This window comes from Hydrogenophaga sp. R2 (genome assembly GCF_049843595.1).
GTDB lineage: Bacteria > Pseudomonadota > Gammaproteobacteria > Burkholderiales > Burkholderiaceae_C > Hydrogenophaga.
Genome location: NZ_JBBHZN010000004.1, coordinates 231,800 through 252,540, shown reverse-complemented (window position 1 = coordinate 252,540; position 20,741 = coordinate 231,800). Strand labels below are relative to the sequence as shown.

The window sequence follows — 20,741 nt, the reverse complement described above, 5'->3', positions numbered from 1 at the left end:
TCAGCGCAGCTTGAGGGTGGACAGACCGACCAGGCACAGCAGCATGGTGATGATCCAGAAGCGGACCACGACCTGGGTCTCCTTCCAGCCGGTCTTCTCGAAGTGGTGGTGCAGCGGCGCCATCTGGAACAGGCGGCGGCCGGTGCCATAACGCTTGCGGGTGTACTTGAACCAGGTCACCTGCAGCATGACCGACAGGGCCTCGACCACGAAGATGCCGCCCATGATGGCCAGCACGATTTCCTGCCGCACGATGACGGCAATCGTCCCCAGCGCACCGCCCAGGGCCAGCGCACCCACGTCGCCCATGAAGACCTGGGCCGGGTGGGTGTTGAACCACAGGAAGGCCAGGCCGGCACCGGCCATGGCACCGCAGAAGATGAGCAGTTCACCGGCGCCCGGAATGTGCGGCAGCAGCAGGTAGGGCGCGAACACCGCATTGCCGGTGACATAGGCGAACACGCCCAGGGCCGAGCCCACCATCACCACCGGCATGATGGCCAGGCCGTCCAGGCCGTCGGTGAGGTTGACCGCGTTGCTCGACCCCACGATGACCAGGTAGGTCATGACCACGAAGCCAGCCACGCCCAGGGGGTAGCTGATCTCCTTGAAGAAGGGCACCAGCAGGCCGGACTGCGGCGGCAGGTCGACGGTGAAGCCCGAGCTGACCCAGGCCACGAACAGCTCCAGCACCCGGGTGTTGCTGGTCTCGGAGACGGCAAACACCAGGTAGAAGGCCGCCACCAGACCGATGACCGACTGCCAGAAGTACTTCTCGCGCGAACGCATGCCCTCGGGGTCCTTGTGGACCACCTTGCGCCAGTCGTCCACCCAGCCGATGGCACCGAAGCCCAGGGTGACGATCAGCACGATCCACACGAAGCGGTTGCTCCAGTTGAACCATAGCAGCGTGGACAGGGCAATCGAGAACAGGATGAGCACGCCGCCCATGGTGGGCGTGCCGCCCTTGCTCAGGTGCGTCTGCATGGCGTATTCGCGGATCGGCTGACCGATCTTGAGAGCGGCCAGCCGGCGGATGAAGTACGGCCCGGCCGCCAGACCCACCAGCAGCGCCGTCATGGAGGCCATGACCGCCCGGAAGGTGAGGTACTGGAACACCCGCAGGAAGCTCAGGTCGGGGTGCAGGCCTTGCAGCCAGAGGGCCAGGCTAGGCAGCATGGGAGGAATCCTTCGGTTGGGATGAGGCGGGATCGAGCGCGGCGATGGCCTGCACCACGCGCTCCATGCGCATGAAGCGCGAGCCCTTGATCAGGACGCTGCGCAGCGGCGCCTCGGTGCAGGTGACCACACCGGCCATGGCGGTGGCCAGTTCGGCCACGTCGGTCCAGTGGCGGGGGGCGGGTTCGCCGCCGGCATTCAGCGCGGCGGTGGCATTGGCCATGTGGGTGCCGGCCACGTGCACCGTGCGCAGGCCGCGCGCGGTGGCGTGCCGCAGCACCTCCAGGTGGAAGGCCAGACCCTGGTCGCCCACCTCGCCCATGTCGCCCAGCACCAGCAGGTGCGGGCCCGGCAGTTCGGCCAGCACATCGATGGCGGCACGCACCGAGTCGGGGTTGGCGTTGTAGGTGTCGTCCACCAGCGTGACCGGACGGCCGCTGATGTTCAGGCCCAGGGTGCGCGAACGCCCGCCCACCGGCTCGAAGTTCTGCAGACCCTGCACCACGGCCGGCAGGCCGACACCGGCTGCCAGGGCACAGGCGGTGGCGGCCAGCGCGTTGCGCACGTTGTGGCGGCCGGCAATGCCCAGCCGCACACCGGCGTCGCCCGCCGGGGTGTGCAGGTGCACGAACCAGCACTGCCCCTCCCAGCGGGCGGCCAGGGCATGCACGTCGGCCCGGGTGTCGGTGTCGCTGAAGGTCAGGGTGCGCAGGCCGGTGGCCATTTCCTGCCACAGCGGGGTGTAGGTGTCGTCGCTGGGGAAGACCGCGGTGCCGTCCACGCCCAGGGCGCGGATGACCTGGCCGTTCTCGCGGGCCACGGCTTCCACCGTGGCCATGAACTCCTGGTGCTCGCGCTGCGCGTTGTTGACCAGGGCCACGGTGGGTGCGGCCATGCAGGCCAGGCGCTCGATCTCGCCGGGGTGGTTCATGCCCAGCTCCACCACCGAGAGGCGGTGCTGGGCGCGCAGGCGCAGCAGGGTCAGCGGCACGCCGATGTCGTTGTTGAAGTTGCCCTGGGTGGCATGGGCCTGGCTGCCGTCGCCGCCCACCGCAGCACGCAGGATGCTGGCCACCATCTGGGTCACGGTGGTCTTGCCGTTGCTGCCGGTCACGGCCACCAGCGGCATGGCGAACTGGCTGCGCCAGCGGGCGGCCAGCTCCATCAGCGCGGCATGGCTGTCGGGCACTTCCACACCGGGCAGACCGGCCTCGGCCAGGCCCCGCTCGGCCAGCGCGGCCACGGCCCCGGCGGCAGCGGCCTGGGGCAGGAAATCGTGGGCGTCGAAGCGCTCCCCCTGGAGCGCCACGAACAGGTCGCCGGCCTGCAGGCTGCGGGTGTCGGTGTGCACGCGCAGCACCGGCTGGGCCATGCGGCCCACGGCACGGGCACCACTGAGCAGGGGCAGGAGTTCGGCCAGCGACTTCATCGGGTCACCTCGCGCGCAGCCAGGGCCAGGGTCGCCTGCTGCAGATCGGAGAACGGGTGCCTGACGCCCCGGATCTCCTGGTAGTCCTCATGGCCCTTGCCGGCGATCAGCACCACGTCGGCCGGGGCTGCGGTCTGCACCGCGTGGGCAATGGCCTCTGCGCGGAGCTCGATCACGTCGATCGCATGGCCGGCGGGCACACCGGCCTGCATCTGGCGCAGGATGGCGGCGGGCTCCTCGCTGCGCGGGTTGTCGCTGGTCAGCACCACGCGGCTCGCCTGCTGGCAGGCCACGGCCGCCATGAGGGGGCGCTTGGTGGCGTCGCGGTCGCCACCGCAACCCACCACCACCCACAGGGCACCGCCCCGGTGGGCCGCCAGCGGCTGCACCGCCTGCAGGGCTTTCTCCAGCGCGTCGGGCGTGTGGGCATAGTCCACCAGCACCAGGGGCTCGTTGTCGGCACACGGCGCCTGCTCCATGCGGCCCGGCACGGCGCTCAGCGCGGCACAGGCGGCCACGGCCTGGCCCAGCGGCACGTCCAGCGCGCGTGCCGCCGCCAGCACACCCAGCAGGTTGTGCACGTTGTAGCGGCCCACCACCGGCAGTGCCACCCGCAGGGCCGGGCTGTCGGCGCCGTGGGGCAGACGTTCGATCACATCGAAAGCCAGCCCGCTGCGCGTGAGCTGCACCCGCTCGGCGCGCAGGCGTGCCGGTGCGTCGATGGCCACGGTCCATACCTCGGGCGCTGCCGGGTCGGCCGATGCCCGTTGCGACAGGCGTGCGGCCAGTTCGCGACCGTGCGGGTCGTCCACATTCACCACGGCGGATTGCAGACCGGGCCAGTCGAACAGCCGGGCCTTGGCGGCCCAGTAGGCCTGCATGCTGCCGTGGAAGTCGAGGTGGTCGCGGGTGAAGTTGGTGAACACCGCCACACCGATGCGGGCCGCGTCCAGGCGCTGCTCGACCAGCCCGATGGACGAGGCCTCGATGGCGCAGGCCTGCAGCCCCTCGTCCACGAAGGTCCGCAGGCTGCGCTGCAGCTGCACCGGATCGGGGGTGGTGAGGCCGGTGGGCACCACGCTGCGGCCGGGACGTCCGATGCCCAGGGTGCCCACCAGACCACACGGGCGGTCGCAGGCGTCGAGCAGCTGGGCCATCCACCAGGCACTCGAGGTCTTGCCGTTGGTGCCGGTAAAGGCCACCATGTCGAGCTGCTGGGAGGGATGGCCGAAGAAGGCGGCGGCCACGGCGCCGGCCTGGGCCTTGAGGCCGGGCACGGCCAGCACGCGACCGTCGTTCAGATCGAAAGCTTCCAGACCGTCGCGCTCCACCACGGCGGCGGCGGCACCGGCGGCCAGGGCGCCGGCGACAAAGCGGCGGCCATCGGTGGCCGCACCGGGCCAGGCGATGAAGCCGTCACCGGGCTGCAGCTGGCGGCTGTCGCAGCGCAGCGTGCCGGTCACGGTGGCATGCAGCCAGCGGGCCACGGCGTCGGGCTGGGGCAGCGTCTGGATCATCAGAACGACTCCTCCACCACCTCGGTGACGATCTGCGGCTTCACGCTCATGTCGGGCTGCACGCCCATGATGCGCAGCGTCTGCTGCACCGTCTCGGAAAACACCGGAGCGGCCACCAGGCCGCCGTAGTACACGCCGTTGTTGGGTTCATCGACCATCACCGCCACCACGATCCGCGGCTTCTCGACCGGGGCCAGCCCCACGAACCAGGCGCGGTACTTCTTCTCGGCGTAGCCCTTGCCCTCCTGCTTGCGGGCGGTGCCGGTCTTGCCACCCACCGAATAGCCGATGGTCTGGGCCTTGACGGCAGTGCCACCCGCGCTGGTGGCCAGCGCCAGCATGTGGCGCACGGCCTGCGCGTTCTTCTCGCTGAACACGCGCACGCCGGTGGCGGGCTGGTCGGTCTTGAGCAGGGTGACCGGCACCAGCTCGCCGTCGCGGGCGAACACGGTGTAGGACTGGGCCAGCTGGAACAGCGAAGCCGAGAGGCCGTAGCCGTAGCTCATGGTGGCCTGCTCGATGGGGCGCCAGGTCTTGTAGGGGCGCAGCCGGCCGGACACGGCGCCGGGGAAGGGCACCACCGGCTTCTGGCCGAAGCCGGCCTGGGCATAGGTCTCCCACATCTCGCGGGGACTCATCTGCATGGCCATCTTGACCGTGCCCACGTTGCTCGACTTCTGGATCACCTCGTTGACGGTCAGCACATCGTTGGGATGGCTGTCGCTGATGGTGGAGCCGCCGATGGTGATGCGGCCCGGCGCGGTGTTGATCGGGGTCTCGGGACGGACCAGGCCCTTCTCCAGCGCCAGTGCGGCAATGAAGGGCTTCATGATCGAGCCCGGCTCGAAGCTGTCGGTGAGCACCCGGTTGCGCAGCTGCTCGCCGGTGAGGTTGCGGCGGCGGTTGGGGTTGTAGCTGGGGTAGTTGGCCAGGGCCAGCACCTCGCCGGTGATGGTGTCGATGACCACCACGCTGCCGGCCTTGGCCTTGTGCGCCTGCACCGCGTCCTTGAGCTTCTGGTAGGCGAAGAACTGCACCTTGCTGTCGATGGACAGCTGCAGGTCCTTGCCGTCCACAGGCGGCACCACGTCGCGCACGTCTTCCACCACGCGGCCCAGCCGGTCCTTGATGACGCGGCGCGAGCCGTTGCGGCCCGACAGCTGCTCGTTGAAGGTCAGCTCCACGCCTTCCTGGCCCCGGTCTTCCACATTGGTGAAGCCCACCACATGGGCGGCGGCCTCGCCTTCGGGGTACTCGCGCTTGTACTCGCGGCGCTGGTAGATGCCCTTGATCTCCAGTGCGGCGATCTGCCGGGCCACCGGCTCGTCCACCTGGCGCTGCACCCACACGAAGGTCTTGTCCTCGTTGGCCAGCTTGCGGCGCAGCTCGGGCAGCGGCATGTCCAGCAGCCTGGCCAGCTTGGCCAGCTTGGGATCGTTCTTGTCGACGTCTTCCGGAATCGCCCAGATGCTCTGCGCCACCACGCTGGAGGCCAGGATCAGGCCGTTGCGGTCCAGCACCTTGCCGCGGTTGGCCGGCAGCTCCAGGGTGCGGGCGAAGCGCACCTCGCCCTGGCGCTGGAAGAACTCGTTGCCGAACACCTGCACATAGGCGGCACGGCCCGCCAGCCCGGCAAAGGCCAGGGCCAGACAGGCCACGATGAACTTGCTGCGCCACACCGGCGTCTTGCTGGCCAGCAGCGGGCTGGAGGTGTAGTTGATGCTGCGGCTCATCGGGTCGGCTCCGCAGGGGTGGTGGCCGACGCCGGCAGCACCACGTACTCGGTGATGCCCGGCGTGACCGGCCGCATGTCGAGCTGGCGGGTGGCCAGCTGCTGCACCCGCGACGGCGTGGCCTGGGCGCGCTTCTGCACCTGCAGCTGTTCGTGCTCGGATTCGAGCTTGCGCGACTGGGCCTGGGCGCGGTCGATGGCGGTGTACAGGCGGCGCGACTCGTACTGGGTGTGCACCAGGTAGAAGGCGCTGGCCAGCACCGCCACCAGCAGGACCAGGTTCAGGCGGATCATGCGGCCACCTCCGCCGGCACCTCGGTGCGGGTGGCCACGCGCATGACGGCGCTGCGCGAACGCGGGTTGGCCGCCACCTCGGCAGCCGAGGGCATGACACGCTGCGCATCGGCCAGCCGCATGGGCTGCGGTTCGGCAAACGGGGCGCGGCGGTCGTACACGGCACGCGAATGCGCGGCCATGAACTGCTTGACGATGCGGTCTTCCAGCGAATGGAAGCTGATGACCACCAGCCGCCCCCCGGCCTTGAGCACCGACAGGCTGGCCTCTAGCGCTTGTTGCAGCTCTTCAAGCTCGGCGTTGATGAAAATCCGAAAAGCCTGAAATGTGCGCGTTGCAGGGTCCTTGCCCGGCTCGCGGGTTTTGACCGCGCCAGCCACGACTTCGGCCAGCTCGGCGGTGGTTCGAAAAGGGCCCCGTTCCTGTCGGCGACGATCAATCGCCTTTGCAATCGGTTGAGCAAACCGTTCTTCGCCGTATTCACGGATGACCTCCGACAGGGTTGAAACATCGGCCGTTTCCAGCCACTGGGCCACGCTCTGTCCGCGCGTGGTGTCCATGCGCATGTCCAGCGGGCCGTCGTTGCGAAAAGAAAAACCCCGTTCGGGGTCGTCGATCTGAGGGGAGCTGACACCCAGGTCCATCAGCACGCCATCGGCCACGCCGCTCCCCAGTTGCCCCAGGTGCCGGAAGCCCTCGTGCCGCACGGTCAGTCGGGTGTCGGCATGGGCCAGCGCCTGCGCCACCGCGATGGCCTGCGGGTCCTTGTCGAACACGGTGAGCCGGCCGGCCGGCGACAGCTGTTCCAGGATCAGGCGGCTGTGACCGCCGCGGCCGAAGGTGGCGTCCACGTAGTGGCCGTCCGGCCGGATGGCCAGGGCCTGCACCGCTTCCTGCAGCAGGACGGTCTGGTGGGTCCAGGTGCCTTGCACTGCCGGCCTCAGAACGAGAAGTCCTTGAACACGTCGGGCATCTCGCCCTTCATGGCCTCGGCCTCCTGGGCGGCGTAGGCCTGGGCGTCCCACAACTCGAAATAGGCACCCATGCCCAGCAGCACCGCATCCTTCTCGATGCCGGCGGCGGCACGCAGCTCGGGCGAGACCAGCACGCGGCCGGAAGCATCCATCTCCACGTCCATGGCGTTGCCCAGGAAGATGCGCTTCCACCACTGGGCCTGCATGGGCAGGGCAGCGATGCGGGTGCGGAAGTCTTCCCACTCGGCGCGCGGAAAGACCATGAGGCAGCCGTGCGGGTGCTTGGTGATGGTCAGCTGTCCGCCGGCCGCGCCCAGGGCGTCACGGTGCCGGGTCGGCACGGACAGCCGACCCTTGGCATCGAGACTCAGCGAGGAAGCACCCTGGAACACCGTGTTCAGCCCTTGAAAGACACTTTTCACCACTTAATTGCACTTTTTTCCACTGTAGCAGGAAAAGGCGGGCGCGCAACGGGGGCTCTACACTTTTTTTCAATGAAATCAACCACTTAGCGCGGTTTTGCAAGACTCCTGAAGCCAAAAAACACATCAAAAGCAAGCACTTACAAAAGCCACTGAAAGTGATGCTTCAAAACAAAACGCCCCCGGGTATCGGAGGCGTTCTGAGGGCCGATCGGCGACCTGCGGCAGGCCGCTGGCGGTCAAAGGATGTAGCGGGACAGATCCTCGTTGCGGCTGAGCTCGCCCAGCCGGCCATCCACATAGGCCGCGTCGATCTGCAGCGTCTGCCCTTCCAGGCGCACCGCATCGAAGCTGACCTCGTCCAGCAGGTGCTCCATGACGGTGGACAGACGCCGCGCGCCGATGTTCTCGGTGCGCTCGTTGACCTCGAAGGCGATCTGCGCCAGCCGGTGGATGCCGTCCGGCGTGAAGGACAGCGTCACCCCCTCGGTGGCCAGCAGGGCCTGGTACTGGCGCACCAGCGAGGCATGGGTCTGGGTCAGGATGGCCTCGAAGTCGGCCACCGACAGCGACTGCAGCTCCACCCGGATCGGGAAACGGCCCTGCAGCTCCGGGATCAGGTCGCTGGGGCGGGCCAGGTGGAAGGCGCCGCTGGCGATGAACAGGATGTGGTCGGTGCGGATCACGCCGTACTTGGTGGACACGGCCGTGCCCTCCACCAGCGGCAGCAGGTCGCGCTGCACGCCCTGGCGCGACACCTCGGCCGTGCTGCCGCCGTCGCTGCGGCTGGTGACCTTGTCGATCTCGTCGATGAAGACGATGCCGTTCTGCTCGGCGTTGTGCAGGGCACTGCTGCGGATCTCGTCTTCGTTGACCAGCTTGGCGGCCTCTTCGTCCACCAGCAGCTTCATGGCCTCGGCGATCTTCAGGCGGCGCGTCTTCTTGCGCCCGGCACCGATCTGGCTGAACAGGCCCTTGAGCTGGTCGGCCATGGCCTCCATGCCGGCCGGCCCCATGACCTCCATGGCGGGCAAGGCATCGGCCACCTCCAGTTCGATCTCGCGGTCATCCAGCAGGCCTTCGCGCAGCTTCTTGCGGAAGGCCTGGCGGGCGGCGCCATCGGTGGCGGGCGCTGCGGGCTCGAAGCCGATGGAGCGCGGCGGCGGGATCAGGATGTCGAGGATGCGCTCCTCGGCCGCGTCTTCGGCGCGGGTGCGGTGCTGGCGCATGGCGACCTCGCGGGCCTGCTTGACGGCCACCTCGGCCAGGTCGCGGATGATGCTGTCCACGTCCTTGCCCACATAGCCCACCTCGGTGAACTTGGTGGCCTCGACCTTGATGAAGGGCGCATCGGCCAGTTTGGCCAGACGGCGCGCGATCTCGGTCTTGCCCACGCCGGTGGGGCCGATCATGAGGATGTTCTTGGGCGTGATCTCCGGCCGCAGCTTCTCGTCCACCTGCTGGCGGCGCCAGCGGTTGCGCAAGGCAATGGCCACGGCGCGCTTGGCGCCCTTCTGGCCGATGATGAAGCGGTCGAGTTCGGAGACGATTTCCTGGGGAGTCATGGAGGACATGCCTGGTTCACCCCAGCGTTTCTATGGTGTGGTTCATGTTGGTGTAGATGCACAGCTCGCCGGCAATCGCCAGCGACTGTCGGACCACCTGTTCGGCGCTGAGTTCGGTGTGGTCGATCAGCGCCTTGGCGGCAGCCTGGGCGTAGGCGCCGCCGGAGCCGATGGCCACGATGCCGTGCTCGGGTTCCAGCACGTCGCCGTTGCCGGTGATGATCAGGCTGGCGCTCAGGTCGGCCACGGCCAGCATGGCCTCCAGGCGGCGCAGCACGCGGTCGGTGCGCCAGTCGCGGGTGAGCTCGATGGCCGCGCGGGCCAGGTGGCCCTGGTGCTTCTCCAGCTTGGCCTCGAAACGCTCGAACAGGGTGAAGGCATCAGCGGTGGCACCGGCAAAGCCGGCCAGCACCTTGCCGTGGTAGAGCTTGCGCACCTTGCGGGCCGTGCCCTTGACGACGATGTGACCCAGGGTCACCTGCCCGTCGCCACCGATGGCCACCTGCACCCCCTGAGGGGTCTGGCGGCGCACGCTGACGATGGTGGTTCCGTGAAACGATTCCATGGCGGTCCGGAAATGAAGGGAGATGGGCAGATGGTGCCACCGTCGGGGGTATCAACCCCCGGGCAGGCCGGCCGATGCAACAGAACGTGAAGCCGCCCTGGCGGGCGGCACGGCCTCAGTCGGTGCGCAGCACGACCTTGGCGTACTCGGTGATGCCGATGACGTGGAAGAAGGCCGACACCAGGCGGTGCACGTCCACGAACTGCACCAGGCGGCCTTCGGCATGGTGGCGCGAGACCCAGTTGAGCAGCGTGCCGGCGGCGGAGAAATCCACCCGGATCAGGTTGCGGCAGGAAATGATGAGCACGTCGGCACCGGCCAGCCGGTCCTCCAGCGCATCCAGCGTGGCCTGGGGATCGCCGCGCACCTCGCCCGAGAGCTCCACCATGCCCAGCTGCCCCCCGCCGGCCAGCGTGTTGCCCAGCGTGGAGGACTCGCCGCTCAGCGTGGAGTTCAGCGGCTCCAGCACCGACTCGCCCAGCACCGACTGGTCCACATCGGGCGATCCCGGCTCGCCCTGCTGTTGCTGGAACCGGCAACGCGGGCGTTCCCAGCCCGGGGGCGACACCTCGTAGGTGACGCAGAAATCCAGCGCGGTGAGCTCGAACTCGTCGGCCCGGTTCATGACCCGCAGTGCCGCCATGCGCAGCTCCCACCAGAGCTGCTCCACGTCGCGGCGGCCGGCCGGCGTCATGTCGCGCAGGCAGTCGCGCAGGGCATGGGCGCCGATGAAGCGCAGCTCCACCGGCTGGTCGCCCCACAGGGTGAAGATGCCCAGCAGCGCGCGGGCGGCCTTCTGGTCCAGGCTGCGCAGGGGCGACCAGTCGATCACCCAGGGCGAGGCGGCCCGCTGCAGCACGTTCTGCAGGGTGCCGACGGAGTAGGCGTCGAGCTCGACCTCGCTGACCCAGTGCGCCCGGACATTGGCCGAGGCCACATCGGATGCTTCCTTGCCGGACATGGCGGCCACGGCACCCGGCATGTCGTACCACTGCGGCGGCGAACGGTGGAAACGGGTGGTGAAGTCGACGGCGCGGCTCTCGTAAGGCGCCACCTGGCCGGTGGCCCGGTAGAAGTCGAAGATGGTCAGCCAGCTGGCCATGTCGTCGGCTTTGGGACTGCCGTCGATGATCATGTCCATCAGGCCCTGCTCGGCACCGGCGTCGTCACCGTTGGCAAAGCGGATGGCGGCCTCTTCCACCTCGGGGTCCTGCGCCACCTCCTGCACTTCCAGGGCATAGAAACGCGACGCCGAGAAGGACGAGCCCTGGGCCGAAGGCGCACCGCCGTCGCCCACCGGCATCACCAGACCGGTCTTCACCGAGGCACCCTGCAGCTTGTCGGGCGCCGTCGGCGTGGCGCCGGTCAGGGCCATGGGCACGGTGGTGGCCGGCTGGGTTTCCATGCGCGGCAAGGGCCGCGACGTGACCCGGGGCGACTGCAGCCCGGCCGGCTCGGTGGGCAGGTCGGCCCGCTGCTGGGAGGTGAGCCGGTCCTGCATGGACGCGCCCGGGGCGCCACCCGTGCTCACCGCCGAATCGGGCCCCTTGGTCTTCCACCACTGCATGGACATCTGGGCCTCGATCTCGTCGATCTTCTTCAGCGTCATGGCCCGATCGTCCGGGCGGGACGGCAGGCTGCTCTGGAAGAAGGACGGACGCACGCCCTGGGCCTCGCCCGGCGTGCCTTCGCGGCTGCGGATCTTGCGCAGCATGTCGAACTCTCGCTTGCGCACGAAATCGTTGCGGCGCTTGCGCTCGATCATCTCCTTGAGCGCCGCCTTGCTGTACTCGCTCTCGCGATCGACCTCGCGGGTGTCGAGGTCGGCCCAGCTCGTGGTCGGATGACGCACGAACTTCACCACTTTCGACAGGAATCCGCCGGAGTCGTCCTTGGCCATGGATGGGTGTGCCGGATGGGTGTGGAACGGGACGCCTGCGCGTCAGTCCCCGAACATCTTCTGCTTGAGCTCGCGGCGCTGCTGCGCTTCGAGCGACAGGCTGGCGGTGGGGCGGGCCATCAGGCGGGCCACACCGATGGGCTCGCCGGTCTCTTCGCAGTAACCATAGTCGCCGGCATCGATGCGGGCAATGGCCTGCTCGATCTTCTTGAGCAGCTTGCGCTCGCGGTCGCGGGTGCGCAGCTCCAGGGCGTGCTCTTCCTCGATGGTGGCGCGGTCGGCGGGATCGGGCACCACCACGGTGTCCTCGCGCAGGTGCTCGGTGGTCTCACCGGCATTGGCCAGCATGTCGGCCTTGAGCTGCTGCAGCTTGCGGCGGAAGAAGGCCAGCTGCACTTCACCCATGTACTCGCTCTCGGGCATGGCCTGGATGTCCTGGTCGGTGAGTTGTTCGACAGGCAGGGTCTTCCAGTTGTTGGCCCTTTTGGGGTCTTTCTGGATCGATGAAGGAACGGGAGGCGTCATGACTCGTGCAATCGTTGGAGAAAAAGTGGCTTTCGCCGCATCGGGAGCATGGGTGGGCACCACTTCGGCCTGGGTCATCTGTTCCATCATGACCTTCTTGGCAGCCCGCTTGCCCAGGGGGCGCGGGGTCGGCTCGATGACCGCTGCCGGCTTCGGTGCAGCATGCACCTTATCGGCCGGTGCCGGGGATGCCTTGACCGCAGAGCTGACCGGCGGCTGGGCCGGCGCAGCCTTGGCTGCGGGCTTGGTCGGCGCAGCCTTGACCGGTGCGGCCTTGGCGGGAGCGGCCTTGGCCGAGGGCGTCTTTGCAGGCGTCTTTGCAGGTGCCTTGGCCACCGGCTTGGCCGCTGCCTTGGCAGCAGCCTTGGCCGGCGCTTTGGCCGACGGTCTGGCCGCCTGCTTCGCGGGTGCCTTCACCGGCGGTTTGGCGGCGGTTTTTGCAGCGGATTTGACCGCCGATTTGACCGCCGGTTTTGCGGATGTCTTGACCGAGGCCTTGGCGGCAGCTTTGGCAGCAGGTCGGGCAGCGCCCTTGGACACCGGAGCCTTGGCCGCCGGCTTCGCCACGGTCTTGGCTGCCGGCTTCGGCGCCACCTTGACGGCCTTCGCGGCGGCCTTGACCGGCGCCTTGGCAGCAGACTTCGGTTTCGGCGCGGCGGAAGAGGTCCGCGCCGCAGCCCCCTTGGTGGTGGGCTTGCCAGTCTTTGCTGCCTTCGATGCCGGGGCTTTCACTGAGGGTCTCCTGATGGGCTCGGACGGATCGGTCTTGTGGCGGCCCGCCCCTGCAAAGGGCCGGGTCGGCGGATCAGTGCGCTGTTATACCCCCTCATCACATCGGCCTGTCCGTCCGGGCGGAGCCGGGTGATGCCGGTTGCGGCAGGGCAGTTCCCTGGCCGCAGATTGGTCTGGTCGCCAACTTGGGCCGCGCGATTGTAGCCACGGCCCTGTCCGGGCTGCTGACGGGCGCAAGCGCCCGGCCCGCAACGTTGGGGAAGAACGACACCGGCTCAGACCAGGCTCTGCTCCAGCCCCTGTTCCAGGATGTCGCGCGGCAGGTCGATGCCGATGAACACCAGCTTGCTCATGCGCTGCTCGCCCTCGGCCCAGACCGGACCCAGATCGCTGCCCATGAGCTGGTGCACGCCCTGGAAGATGACCTTGCGGTCGGTGCCCTCCATGTGCAGCACGCCCTTGTAGCGCAGCATGCGCGGGCCATAGACCTGCACGATGGCGCCCAGGAAGTCTTCCAGCTTCTCGGGGCTGAAGGGCCGGGTGGCCCGGTAGACGAAGCTCTTCACATCGTCGTCGTGGTGGTGGTGGTGCCCGTGGCTGTGGCCGTGCTGGTGCGAGGGGTGGCTGCAGTGCTCGCCATGCGCGTGGTCGTGGTCGTGGTCGTGGTGGTCATGCCCATGATCGTGGTGGTCATGGTGGTCGTGGTCGTCGGCCTTGAGGAAGTCGGGGTCGATCTCCAGCTTGGCATTCAGGTTGAAGCCGCGCAGGTCGAACACTTCCTTGAGCGAGACCTCGCCGAAATGCACCGGGCGGATCGGAGCGCGCGGGTTCATGTGTTTGAGGCGGTGGATCAGGGCGTCCACCTCGGCCGGCTCGACCAGATCGGCCTTGCTGATGAAGATCTGGTCGGCAAAGCCCACCTGGCGGCGCGCTTCCTGCCGGTCGTTGAGCTGCTGGGCCGCGTGCTTGGCATCCACCAGGGTCAGGATGGAGTCCAGCAGGTACTGCTCGGCCACCTCGTCGTCCATGAAGAAGGTCTGGGCCACCGGGCCGGGGTCGGCCAGGCCGGTGGTCTCGATCACCACGCGCTCGAAATCCAGCTCGCCCTTGCGCTTCTTCTGGGCCAGGTCCTGCAGCGTGGCACGCAGGTCGTCGCGGATGGTGCAGCAGATGCAGCCATTGCTCATCTGGATGATGTTCTCGGTGGTGTCGGCCACCAGGATCTCGTTGTCGATGTTCTCTTCGCCGAACTCGTTTTCCACCACGGCGATCTTCTGGCCATGGGCCTCGGAGAGCACGCGCTTGAGCAGGGTGGTCTTGCCGGAGCCGAGGAAGCCGGTGAGGATGGTGGCGGGAATGAGGGCCATGGGAGCAGGTCCGGTAGAGGGGTGGGTATCGGGAGGCGCCGCAGTGTAGTGCAGTGCCGTGACGGCCGGATCAGGCCTGGCGCATCACCACCAGGCCCTTGAGGTATTCGCCCTCGGGAAAGGCCAGCGTCATGGGGTGGTCGGGCGCGCCGCCCAGGCGCTGCAGGATGGCACCGTCCACCCCGGCGTCGATACCCGCCGAGGCCACGATCTTGTGGAACAGCTCCACCCCGATGCCGCCCGAACACGAGAAGGTGAACAGCACGCCGCCCGGGTTGAGCAGCTTCAGGCCCAGGCGGTTGAGGTCCTTGTAGGCGCGCGCGGCGCGTTCGGCATGGGCCGCCGTGGGCGCCAGCTTGGGCGGGTCGAGCACGATGGCGTCGAAACGCCGGCCTTCGTCCAGGAAACGGCGCAGCGAGGCATTGACGTCGGCGTCCAGCAATGTGGAGCGGCCGGCATCGAAGCCATTGAGGGCCACGTTGGCCGCCGCCTGCGCCAGCGCCGGGCCGGAAGAATCGATGGAGGTGACCTGCCCTGCCCCGCCGGCCAGCGCGGCCACGCTGAAGCCGCCGGTGTAGCTGAAGCAGTTGAGCACCTCGCGGCAGCCCAGGCGCTGCACGTGGTCGCGGAAGATGCCGCGGCTGTCACGCTGGTCCAGGTAGTAGCCGGTCTTGTGGCCCTGGGCGATGTCCAGCCCCAGCCGCCAGCCGTGTTCTTCCAGTTCGAAGGCGGTCGGGCCGTCGCCGCGCAGCCAGCCGGTGGCGGGTTTCAGGCCATCGAGCTCGCGGCTGCTGGTGTCCGAGCGCTCGTACAGGCGCGGGCAGCCGGTGAGCTCGATCAGCGCATCGGCGATCACGTCCTTCCAGCGCTCCACGCCGCAGGCGGTGAACTGGGTCACCAGGGTGTCGCCGTAGCGGTCGACGATGAGCCCGGGCAGGCCGTCGGACTCGCCGTGCACCAGCCGCACGCCGTTGCTGGCAATGCCCAGGCGCTCGCGCAGGGCGAGTGCGCGTTGCAGGGTGCTGCGGAAGAAGGCCGCGTCGATGCGGGTGGCCTGGTCGAAGCTCCAGGCGCGCACGCGGATGCGGCTCTCGGGCGAGCACGCGCCCCAGGCCAGGAACTGGCCCTCGTGGCTGTCCACGCGCACCGTCTCGCCGGGGTCGGCACTGCCCTTGGCGATGGCGCCGTCGAACACCCAGGGGTGGCGGCGCAGCAGCGAACGCTCTTTGCCCGGCTTGAGTCGGATGACCTTCATGGACGCAGGTACACGAAGCCTTCGCGGGCCTGCAGGCGGGCCACTTCGGCCACGCCGGAGGGCACCACGGTGGCTTCCATGGCCAGCTTCGAGGCGTCGATCTTGCGCGACACCAGGGTGTTGTTGCAGACCCGGAACTCCACGCCCTTGTTGGCCAGGTCGGCAATGGAGCCGGCGAAGGGCTGGTCCATCTGGTTGGTGGCGCCCTGCAGCAGGAAGTCGATGCCCAGGCCATGGGTGACCACCACGATGCGCGCCTTGGGGTCGGCCGCGAGGTGGTTGCGGATGTTGCCGATGGCGCGCGAGGCCTGGGGGATGCCCTCGCTCAGGTGGTAGACCACCTTGATGGGGGCGTCGGCAGCGGGGGCCTGGGCCAGGGCGGCCAGCGGGAGGGCGGTCAGGCCCACGGCAAAGACGGCCAGGCGGCGGCGCAGCATGTTCATGAGGATTCCTTGTCGTCGGGGACGGATCGGGCCTGGGCCCGGGGATGGGCCGCGTCGTAGACGCGGGCCAGGTGCTGGAAATCGAGGCGGGTATAGACCTGGGTGGTGCCGATGTTGGCATGGCCCAGCAGCTCCTGCACCGCGCGCAGGTCGCCGCTGGACTGCAGCAGGTGGCTGGCAAACGAGTGGCGCAGCATGTGCGGATGCACCGGCACCGACAGCCCCGCCTGCATCGAGCGGCGGCGCAGGCGCAGCCGGATGTGCTGCGGCGTGAGGCGGGCACCCCGCTGGCCGATGAAGAGCGCCGGATCGTCCTTGGCCCACAGCGGGCGCTGCGCCAGCCAGCGTTCCAGTGCGGCCAGCGCGGTGCGGCCCACCGGCACGCTGCGCCGGCGCGAGCCCTTGCCCAGCACATGGGCCTCGCCGGCCTGGGCATCGATCCAGCCGCGTGCGGCCGGGCCGGCACTCACGTCCAGCCCCACCAGCTCGCCGATGCGCAGGCCGCAGCCGTACAGCAGCTCGGTGATGCAGGCATCGCGCGCTTCCAGGCCCGGGTGGTCGTCGGCCTGCACATGGTCGGCCAGGCGCACCGCATCGTCCACCGCCAGGGCCTTGGGCAGCGGCTTACCGGCCTTGGGCGCACGCACGCCCTGCACCGGGTGGTGGGCGATCCATCCTTGCCGGCCCATCCAGGTGTAGAGCCCGCGCCAGCCCGAGAGGATGAGCGCGATGCCCCGGGCGCTGCGCCCGCCGCTGTGCATGGACGCGATCCAGCGGCGGATGTGCGCCGGCTGCACCGCTGAAAGGGCGACACCGGCCTCCTGCGCGAACTGCTGCAGGCGCTGCAGGTCCAGCGTGTAAAGGGCCACGGTGCGCTCGGCCAGCCGCTTCTCCACCCGCACATGGTCCAGGTAGGCCCGGACCAGGGCAGCGTCGTCGGCCGGGGGCGCATCCTGCATGGTCAGAGCACCGCGGCCGGCACCACCGGGCGCAGGCGCGAGAAGGCGGCGCTGGTCAGTTCGCCGATGCGCTCCAGGAAGTCGGTGCCCATGTCGGCGGCAAAACGCTGCGGATCGGACGAGGCCAGCACCAGCAGGCCGAAGGCCTCGGGCGCGGCGCCGGCCCGCAGCGGGATCAGCGCCAGCGACTGCACCGTGGCCGGATCGTCCAGCCAGCGGGCGGCTTCCAGGCCCGGGTTGCCGCCGCAGTACGGCAGCGAGAGCGACGAGGCGAAGGCCTTCACGTCCTCGCTGGCACCGCTGGCCCAGGGTTCTGCGGCAAAGGGCGCATCGACGCCCCACACCTTGACGGCCACCTGTGGCACCAGGAACAGCCGGGCCAGCTCGCGGGCGGCCACCACCGGCAGGTCGCGCGATTCGCGGGTGAGCAGCAGCTCGCGGGTCCAGCGCTGCAGCCGGTCGGCGATCACGGTGTTTTCCTGGCCGTGGCGGATCATCTCGGCCGCGCGCAGCTCCAGGCCACGGATCTTCTCGCGCAGCATCTCGGCCTGGCGCTCCTGCAGGCTGACCGCCCGCTGCCCGTGAGGGCTGGTGAGCTGCACCGCCGCCAGCAGCCCGGCATGGCGCTCGAAGAAGTCGGGCGTGTTGGCCAGGTAGTTGGCGATGTCGTCTTCGGTGATGGGGGGAATGGCGTCGGGTTTCATGGTGTTCAGCTCAGTTCGGGCACGTCCACCGTGCCCTCGAAAACAGGGGTGGCCGGGCCGGTCATCATCACCGGCGCATCCAGGCGCTGCAGGCCCGGCCATTCGATGGTGAGCACGCCGCCGCGGGTGTGCACGTCCACCCGCGCATCGAGCCAGCCCAGGCGGATGCCGGCCACCACCGCCGCACAGGCGCCGGTGCCGCAGGCCAGCGTCTCGCCGGCACCGCGCTCGAACACGCGCAGGCGCACGGTGGCACGGTCGATCACCTGCAGGAAGCCCACGTTCACCCGGCGCGGAAAGCGCGGGTGGGATTCGATCTGCGGCCCCCACTCGGCCACCGGCGCGGTGTCCACATCGTCCACCCGCAGCACCGCGTGCGGGTTGCCCATGGAGACCACGGCCACGCCGGCCTGGCCACCGGCCACATCGATCGGCCAGGGGCGGTAGTCGGCCGCGTCGCGCGGCGGCAGGCCGGTGGCGTCGAAGGGAATGCGGGGCAGGTCAAAGACCGGCGCGCCCATGTCGACCGTCACGCGGCCGTCCGGCAGGCGCAGCAGGCTCAGCTCGCCCTGCTTCACCTTCACCCGCAGCGGGTTGCGCTCGCTCAGGCCGTGGTCGTGCACATAACGCACGAAGCAGCGGGCACCGTTGCCGCAGTGCTCCACCTCGCCGCCGTCGGCGTTGTGGATCACGTATTCGAAGTCCAGGCCCGGGCCGGGCGAGGGCCGCACGGTGAGGATCTGGTCGGCGCCCACGCCGAAATGGCGGTCGGCCAGCCAGCGGTACTGGGCCGGGCTCAGGCCCAGGCGGGCCTGCGTCTCGTCGAGCACCACGAAGTCGTTGCCCGCGCCCTGCATCTTGGTGAAGCGGATCTGCATCGCGCCATTATCGGCGCTCGCCCCGGCGACAGGGGACCGGCCGCGCCTTCCCGCACAATGGCCGCATGGTCCGCCCCACCCAGCTCCTGCACCCGCCCCGCACCCCCGCGCCGCTGCTGTCTGCCGCCACCGTGCTGCTGCTGCGCGACAGCACCGATCCGGCCCGGCCCGGCATCGAGGTGCTGATGACGCGCCGCTCCATGAAGGCCAGCTTCGCGCCCGGCGCCTATGTGTTCCCGGGGGGCGGCATCGAGGCAGCCGACAGCGAGTGCTTCGACGTGGCCAGCCGCCGCCCCAAGCAGGACGACACGGCGCTCACCCAGGCCGTGGCCGCCATCCGCGAGAGCTTCGAGGAACTCGGCGTGCTGCTGGCGCGCCGGGCCGACGGCGGCCCGGCCGACGACAGCGACATCGCCGCGCTGGACCGCCAGCGCCCGCTGCCCGAACAGTGCCGCGAACGGGGCCTGACGCTGGACGCTGCCAGCGTCTTCGTGCTGGCCCACTGGATCACCGACCGCGACCTGCCCCGCCGCTTCGACGTGCCCTTCCTGGTGGCCCGCATGCCCGAGGGCCAGCAGCCGGTGGCCGACGAATCCGAGCAGTTCGAGCCGATCTGGGTGCGCCCGCAGGACGCGCTGGAGCGCCATGCCGCCGGCCAGTTCTTCATCATCTTCCCGACCATCCGCACCCTGGAGCGGCTGCAGGCCCATGCCACGGTGCAGTCGGTGCTGGACGCCTGCGCGGTGGACGACCGCCCGCTGTGGACCAGCTGCCCGCGCGCGGGCCTGCTCAACGGACACGAGTCGCGCCACATGGAGCACGAGGCCCCGTTCGGCGAACTGGCGCTGGTGTCACCCGACGGCCAGATCGTGCACGCGCTGGACTGGCAGACTACCCAGCCGGTACCGCTGCTGCGCAACGTCATGCGCCTGACCGCGCCCAACCCCGGCTTCATGACCGGCCCGGGCACCAACAGCTACATCGTGGGCGACCCGGCCACCGGCTACGTGGTGATCGACCCGGGCCCGGACGAACCCGAGCACATCGACCGCTTGTGGCGTGCCACCGGCGGCGGCCTGCGCGCCATCGTCTGCACCCATTCGCACGCCGACCACTCGCCCGGCGCCGCCCGCCTGCAGGCCCTGTGCACCCAGGCGGGCCTGCAGAAGCCGCCGGTGCTGGGCCTGCCCAGCGCACCCACGGCCCGGGCCAACAGCCACTTCGTGCCCGACCGCGCTCTGGCCGACGGCGAACTGATCGAACTGGTGGGCCTGCAGGGCGACACCACCGTCAGCCACACGCTGGAGGTCATCCACACCCCTGGCCACGCCGCCAACCACCTGTGCCTGGTGCTGGTGGAAGACGGCCTGCTGTTCTCGGGCGACCACATCCTCAATGGCAGCACCACCGTCATCGACCCGCCCGACGGGAACATGGATGCCTACCTGAACTCGCTCGACCGGCTGGCCGATGCCTGCCGGCGGCACGGCATCGAGTTCATCCTGCCGGCCCACGGTTACCTGCTGGGCGACCTGCGCCAGAGCGCCGACCACCCCAGCGCCCCGCCCGAAGGCGGCGCCCTGGTGGCCATCGCCCAGCTCAAGGCCCACCGACTGGCCCGCGAAGCCAAGGTGGCCCGAGCCATGCAGGCCATCCCCGACGGCACACCCGACGACTGGGTGAAGCTGGCCTACGACGACGTGCCCGAGCGCCTGTGGCCCGTGGCCCGCCGCTCCCTGCTGGCCCATGTGGAACGCATCCAGAGCCTGGGCGGCTTCAACGCCTGAAGCCAGGACCCGCGCAGAACCTCCACCGGAGACAACGGCGGGCCAGCCGCCGGGCCGCCCCAAGGCAGGCCCAGCCCCCTCGGGGGGCAGCGACCCGCGCCAGCGGCGGAGCGTGGGGGTGGAATAAGTTGTGAAGCGCGCCTGTAAGCCGGATTCTGTGCACCCCGGTTGCCCGGGGCGTGACCGCCATTCATCTGGGCCGGGGGTTGCCCACCCGGCTCGGTGCTACCTACCCGCCAGCTCAGCGGAACCACCTCAACGCTGGCCTATTTGGTATTGCTGCGCGTAGAGATTGCCCGTTTCACCCGAACTGAATCGGCTCGTCTCTGTTGCTCTGATCCTCACCTTGGGGCCGCCCGGGTTGCCCCGGCCGGCTTTCGGTGGAGAGGTGTTACCTCCTACGCTGTCCTGTGCAGTCCGGACGTTCCTCCAGCACACCCTTTCGGGCCCTGTGCCAGCGGCGGTCCGGCGCGCTCCACCCCGGTATTATCGGCGCCCGGCGTGCCAGTTCCGG

General features: G+C 69.4%; 18 protein-coding genes and 1 other RNA gene. 1 reads left to right on the top strand and 18 read right to left on the bottom strand.

Annotated features, from left to right (window positions below; genetic code table 11):
• The 17 genes from mraY to dapF form a co-directional block, all read right to left on the bottom strand.
• A complete protein-coding gene (mraY, locus tag WD026_RS14595) occupies positions 1-1,179 on the bottom strand; it encodes a phospho-N-acetylmuramoyl-pentapeptide-transferase (RefSeq protein ID WP_425724388.1) in 1,179 nt (392 codons plus the stop codon).
• Positions 1,169-2,608 carry a UDP-N-acetylmuramoyl-tripeptide--D-alanyl-D-alanine ligase gene (locus tag WD026_RS14590; RefSeq protein ID WP_425724387.1) on the bottom strand — a complete coding sequence of 480 codons (1,440 nt, stop codon included), beginning with the start codon at positions 2,606-2,608 and terminating at the stop codon, positions 1,169-1,171. Before WD026_RS14590 ends, mraY begins: the two co-directional genes overlap by 11 nt.
• The gene (locus WD026_RS14585; protein ID WP_425724386.1) at positions 2,605-4,125 is read right to left on the bottom strand and encodes a UDP-N-acetylmuramoyl-L-alanyl-D-glutamate--2,6-diaminopimelate ligase; all 1,521 of its coding nucleotides are present in this window, start codon (positions 4,123-4,125) and stop codon (positions 2,605-2,607) included. Before WD026_RS14585 ends, WD026_RS14590 begins: the two co-directional genes overlap by 4 nt.
• A complete protein-coding gene (locus tag WD026_RS14580; protein ID WP_425724385.1) occupies positions 4,125-5,858 on the bottom strand; it encodes a peptidoglycan D,D-transpeptidase FtsI family protein in 1,734 nt (577 codons plus the stop codon). Before WD026_RS14580 ends, WD026_RS14585 begins: the two co-directional genes overlap by 1 nt.
• Positions 5,855-6,151: a cell division protein FtsL gene (gene ftsL, locus WD026_RS14575; protein ID WP_425724384.1), complete on the bottom strand. Its 297-nt coding sequence runs from the start codon at positions 6,149-6,151 to the stop codon at positions 5,855-5,857. The genes WD026_RS14580 and ftsL overlap by 4 nt, the downstream gene beginning before the upstream one ends.
• A complete protein-coding gene (gene rsmH / locus WD026_RS14570) occupies positions 6,148-7,083 on the bottom strand; it encodes a 16S rRNA (cytosine(1402)-N(4))-methyltransferase RsmH (protein WP_425724383.1) in 936 nt (311 codons plus the stop codon). Before rsmH ends, ftsL begins: the two co-directional genes overlap by 4 nt.
• An 8-nt stretch (positions 7,084-7,091) precedes the next feature.
• A complete protein-coding gene (gene mraZ, locus WD026_RS14565; protein WP_425724495.1) occupies positions 7,092-7,517 on the bottom strand; it encodes a division/cell wall cluster transcriptional repressor MraZ in 426 nt (141 codons plus the stop codon).
• A 269-nt stretch (positions 7,518-7,786) separates the two neighbouring features.
• Positions 7,787-9,121, bottom strand: coding sequence for an ATP-dependent protease ATPase subunit HslU (hslU, locus tag WD026_RS14560; protein WP_425724382.1), 1,335 nt, complete (start codon positions 9,119-9,121; stop codon positions 7,787-7,789).
• Between the two features lie 7 nt (positions 9,122-9,128).
• Complete coding sequence (hslV, locus tag WD026_RS14555) at positions 9,129-9,677, bottom strand: ATP-dependent protease subunit HslV (protein ID WP_425724381.1); 549 nt, start codon at positions 9,675-9,677, stop codon at positions 9,129-9,131.
• Positions 9,678-9,792: 115 nt separating this feature from the next.
• Positions 9,793-11,577, bottom strand: a complete 1,785-nt coding sequence (locus WD026_RS14550; RefSeq protein ID WP_425724380.1) for an STAS domain-containing protein — start codon at positions 11,575-11,577, stop codon at positions 9,793-9,795.
• A gap of 42 nt (positions 11,578-11,619) precedes the next feature.
• Entirely contained in the window at positions 11,620-12,519 is a 900-nt protein-coding gene (dksA, locus tag WD026_RS14545) for an RNA polymerase-binding protein DksA (protein ID WP_425724379.1), read from the bottom strand.
• 590 nt (positions 12,520-13,109) lie between these two features.
• Positions 13,110-14,201, bottom strand: coding sequence for a CobW family GTP-binding protein (locus WD026_RS14540; RefSeq protein ID WP_425724378.1), 1,092 nt, complete (start codon positions 14,199-14,201; stop codon positions 13,110-13,112).
• Between the two features lie 70 nt (positions 14,202-14,271).
• Entirely contained in the window at positions 14,272-15,456 is a 1,185-nt protein-coding gene (locus WD026_RS14535) for a class I SAM-dependent rRNA methyltransferase (protein ID WP_425724377.1), read from the bottom strand.
• Positions 15,453-15,893, bottom strand: coding sequence for a DsrE family protein (locus WD026_RS14530; RefSeq protein ID WP_425724494.1), 441 nt, complete (start codon positions 15,891-15,893; stop codon positions 15,453-15,455). Before WD026_RS14530 ends, WD026_RS14535 begins: the two co-directional genes overlap by 4 nt.
• 2 nt (positions 15,894-15,895) lie before the next feature.
• A complete protein-coding gene (locus tag WD026_RS14525; RefSeq protein WP_425724376.1) occupies positions 15,896-16,858 on the bottom strand; it encodes a tyrosine recombinase XerC in 963 nt (320 codons plus the stop codon).
• A gap of 2 nt (positions 16,859-16,860) precedes the next feature.
• Positions 16,861-17,562 carry a DUF484 family protein gene (locus tag WD026_RS14520; protein ID WP_425724375.1) on the bottom strand — a complete coding sequence of 234 codons (702 nt, stop codon included), beginning with the start codon at positions 17,560-17,562 and terminating at the stop codon, positions 16,861-16,863.
• A 5-nt stretch (positions 17,563-17,567) separates the two neighbouring features.
• A complete protein-coding gene (gene dapF / locus WD026_RS14515; RefSeq protein ID WP_425724374.1) occupies positions 17,568-18,440 on the bottom strand; it encodes a diaminopimelate epimerase in 873 nt (290 codons plus the stop codon).
• 65 nt (positions 18,441-18,505) lie between these two features.
• Between dapF and WD026_RS14510 the strand changes: the two genes are divergently transcribed.
• Complete coding sequence (locus WD026_RS14510; protein WP_425724373.1) at positions 18,506-20,227, top strand: MBL fold metallo-hydrolase; 1,722 nt, start codon at positions 18,506-18,508, stop codon at positions 20,225-20,227.
• A gap of 128 nt (positions 20,228-20,355) precedes the next feature.
• Here WD026_RS14510 and rnpB read toward each other — a convergent pair.
• Positions 20,356-20,704, bottom strand: an RNA gene (gene rnpB / locus WD026_RS14505) — RNase P RNA component class A.
• Positions 20,705-20,741: the final 37 nt, after the last annotated feature.

Coding starts and splice junctions, on each gene's coding strand:
- mraY (WP_425724388.1), bottom strand. CDS start 1,179: ATGCTGCCTAGCCTGGCCCTCTGGCTGCAAGGCCTGCACCCCGACCTG.
- WD026_RS14580 (WP_425724385.1), bottom strand. CDS start 5,858: ATGAGCCGCAGCATCAACTACACCTCCAGCCCGCTGCTGGCCAGCAAG.
- WD026_RS14550 (WP_425724380.1), bottom strand. CDS start 11,577: ATGGCCAAGGACGACTCCGGCGGATTCCTGTCGAAAGTGGTGAAGTTC.
- WD026_RS14530 (WP_425724494.1), bottom strand. CDS start 15,893: ATGCTGCGCCGCCGCCTGGCCGTCTTTGCCGTGGGCCTGACCGCCCTC.
- WD026_RS14585 (WP_425724386.1), bottom strand. CDS start 4,125: ATGATCCAGACGCTGCCCCAGCCCGACGCCGTGGCCCGCTGGCTGCAT.
- WD026_RS14525 (WP_425724376.1), bottom strand. CDS start 16,858: ATGCAGGATGCGCCCCCGGCCGACGACGCTGCCCTGGTCCGGGCCTAC.
- WD026_RS14520 (WP_425724375.1), bottom strand. CDS start 17,562: ATGAAACCCGACGCCATTCCCCCCATCACCGAAGACGACATCGCCAAC.
- WD026_RS14535 (WP_425724377.1), bottom strand. CDS start 15,456: ATGAAGGTCATCCGACTCAAGCCGGGCAAAGAGCGTTCGCTGCTGCGC.
- hslV (WP_425724381.1), bottom strand. CDS start 9,677: ATGGAATCGTTTCACGGAACCACCATCGTCAGCGTGCGCCGCCAGACC.
- WD026_RS14510 (WP_425724373.1), top strand. CDS start 18,506: ATGGTCCGCCCCACCCAGCTCCTGCACCCGCCCCGCACCCCCGCGCCG.
- hslU (WP_425724382.1), bottom strand. CDS start 9,121: ATGTCCTCCATGACTCCCCAGGAAATCGTCTCCGAACTCGACCGCTTC.
- WD026_RS14590 (WP_425724387.1), bottom strand. CDS start 2,608: ATGAAGTCGCTGGCCGAACTCCTGCCCCTGCTCAGTGGTGCCCGTGCC.
- ftsL (WP_425724384.1), bottom strand. CDS start 6,151: ATGATCCGCCTGAACCTGGTCCTGCTGGTGGCGGTGCTGGCCAGCGCC.
- WD026_RS14540 (WP_425724378.1), bottom strand. CDS start 14,201: ATGGCCCTCATTCCCGCCACCATCCTCACCGGCTTCCTCGGCTCCGGC.
- dapF (WP_425724374.1), bottom strand. CDS start 18,440: ATGCAGATCCGCTTCACCAAGATGCAGGGCGCGGGCAACGACTTCGTG.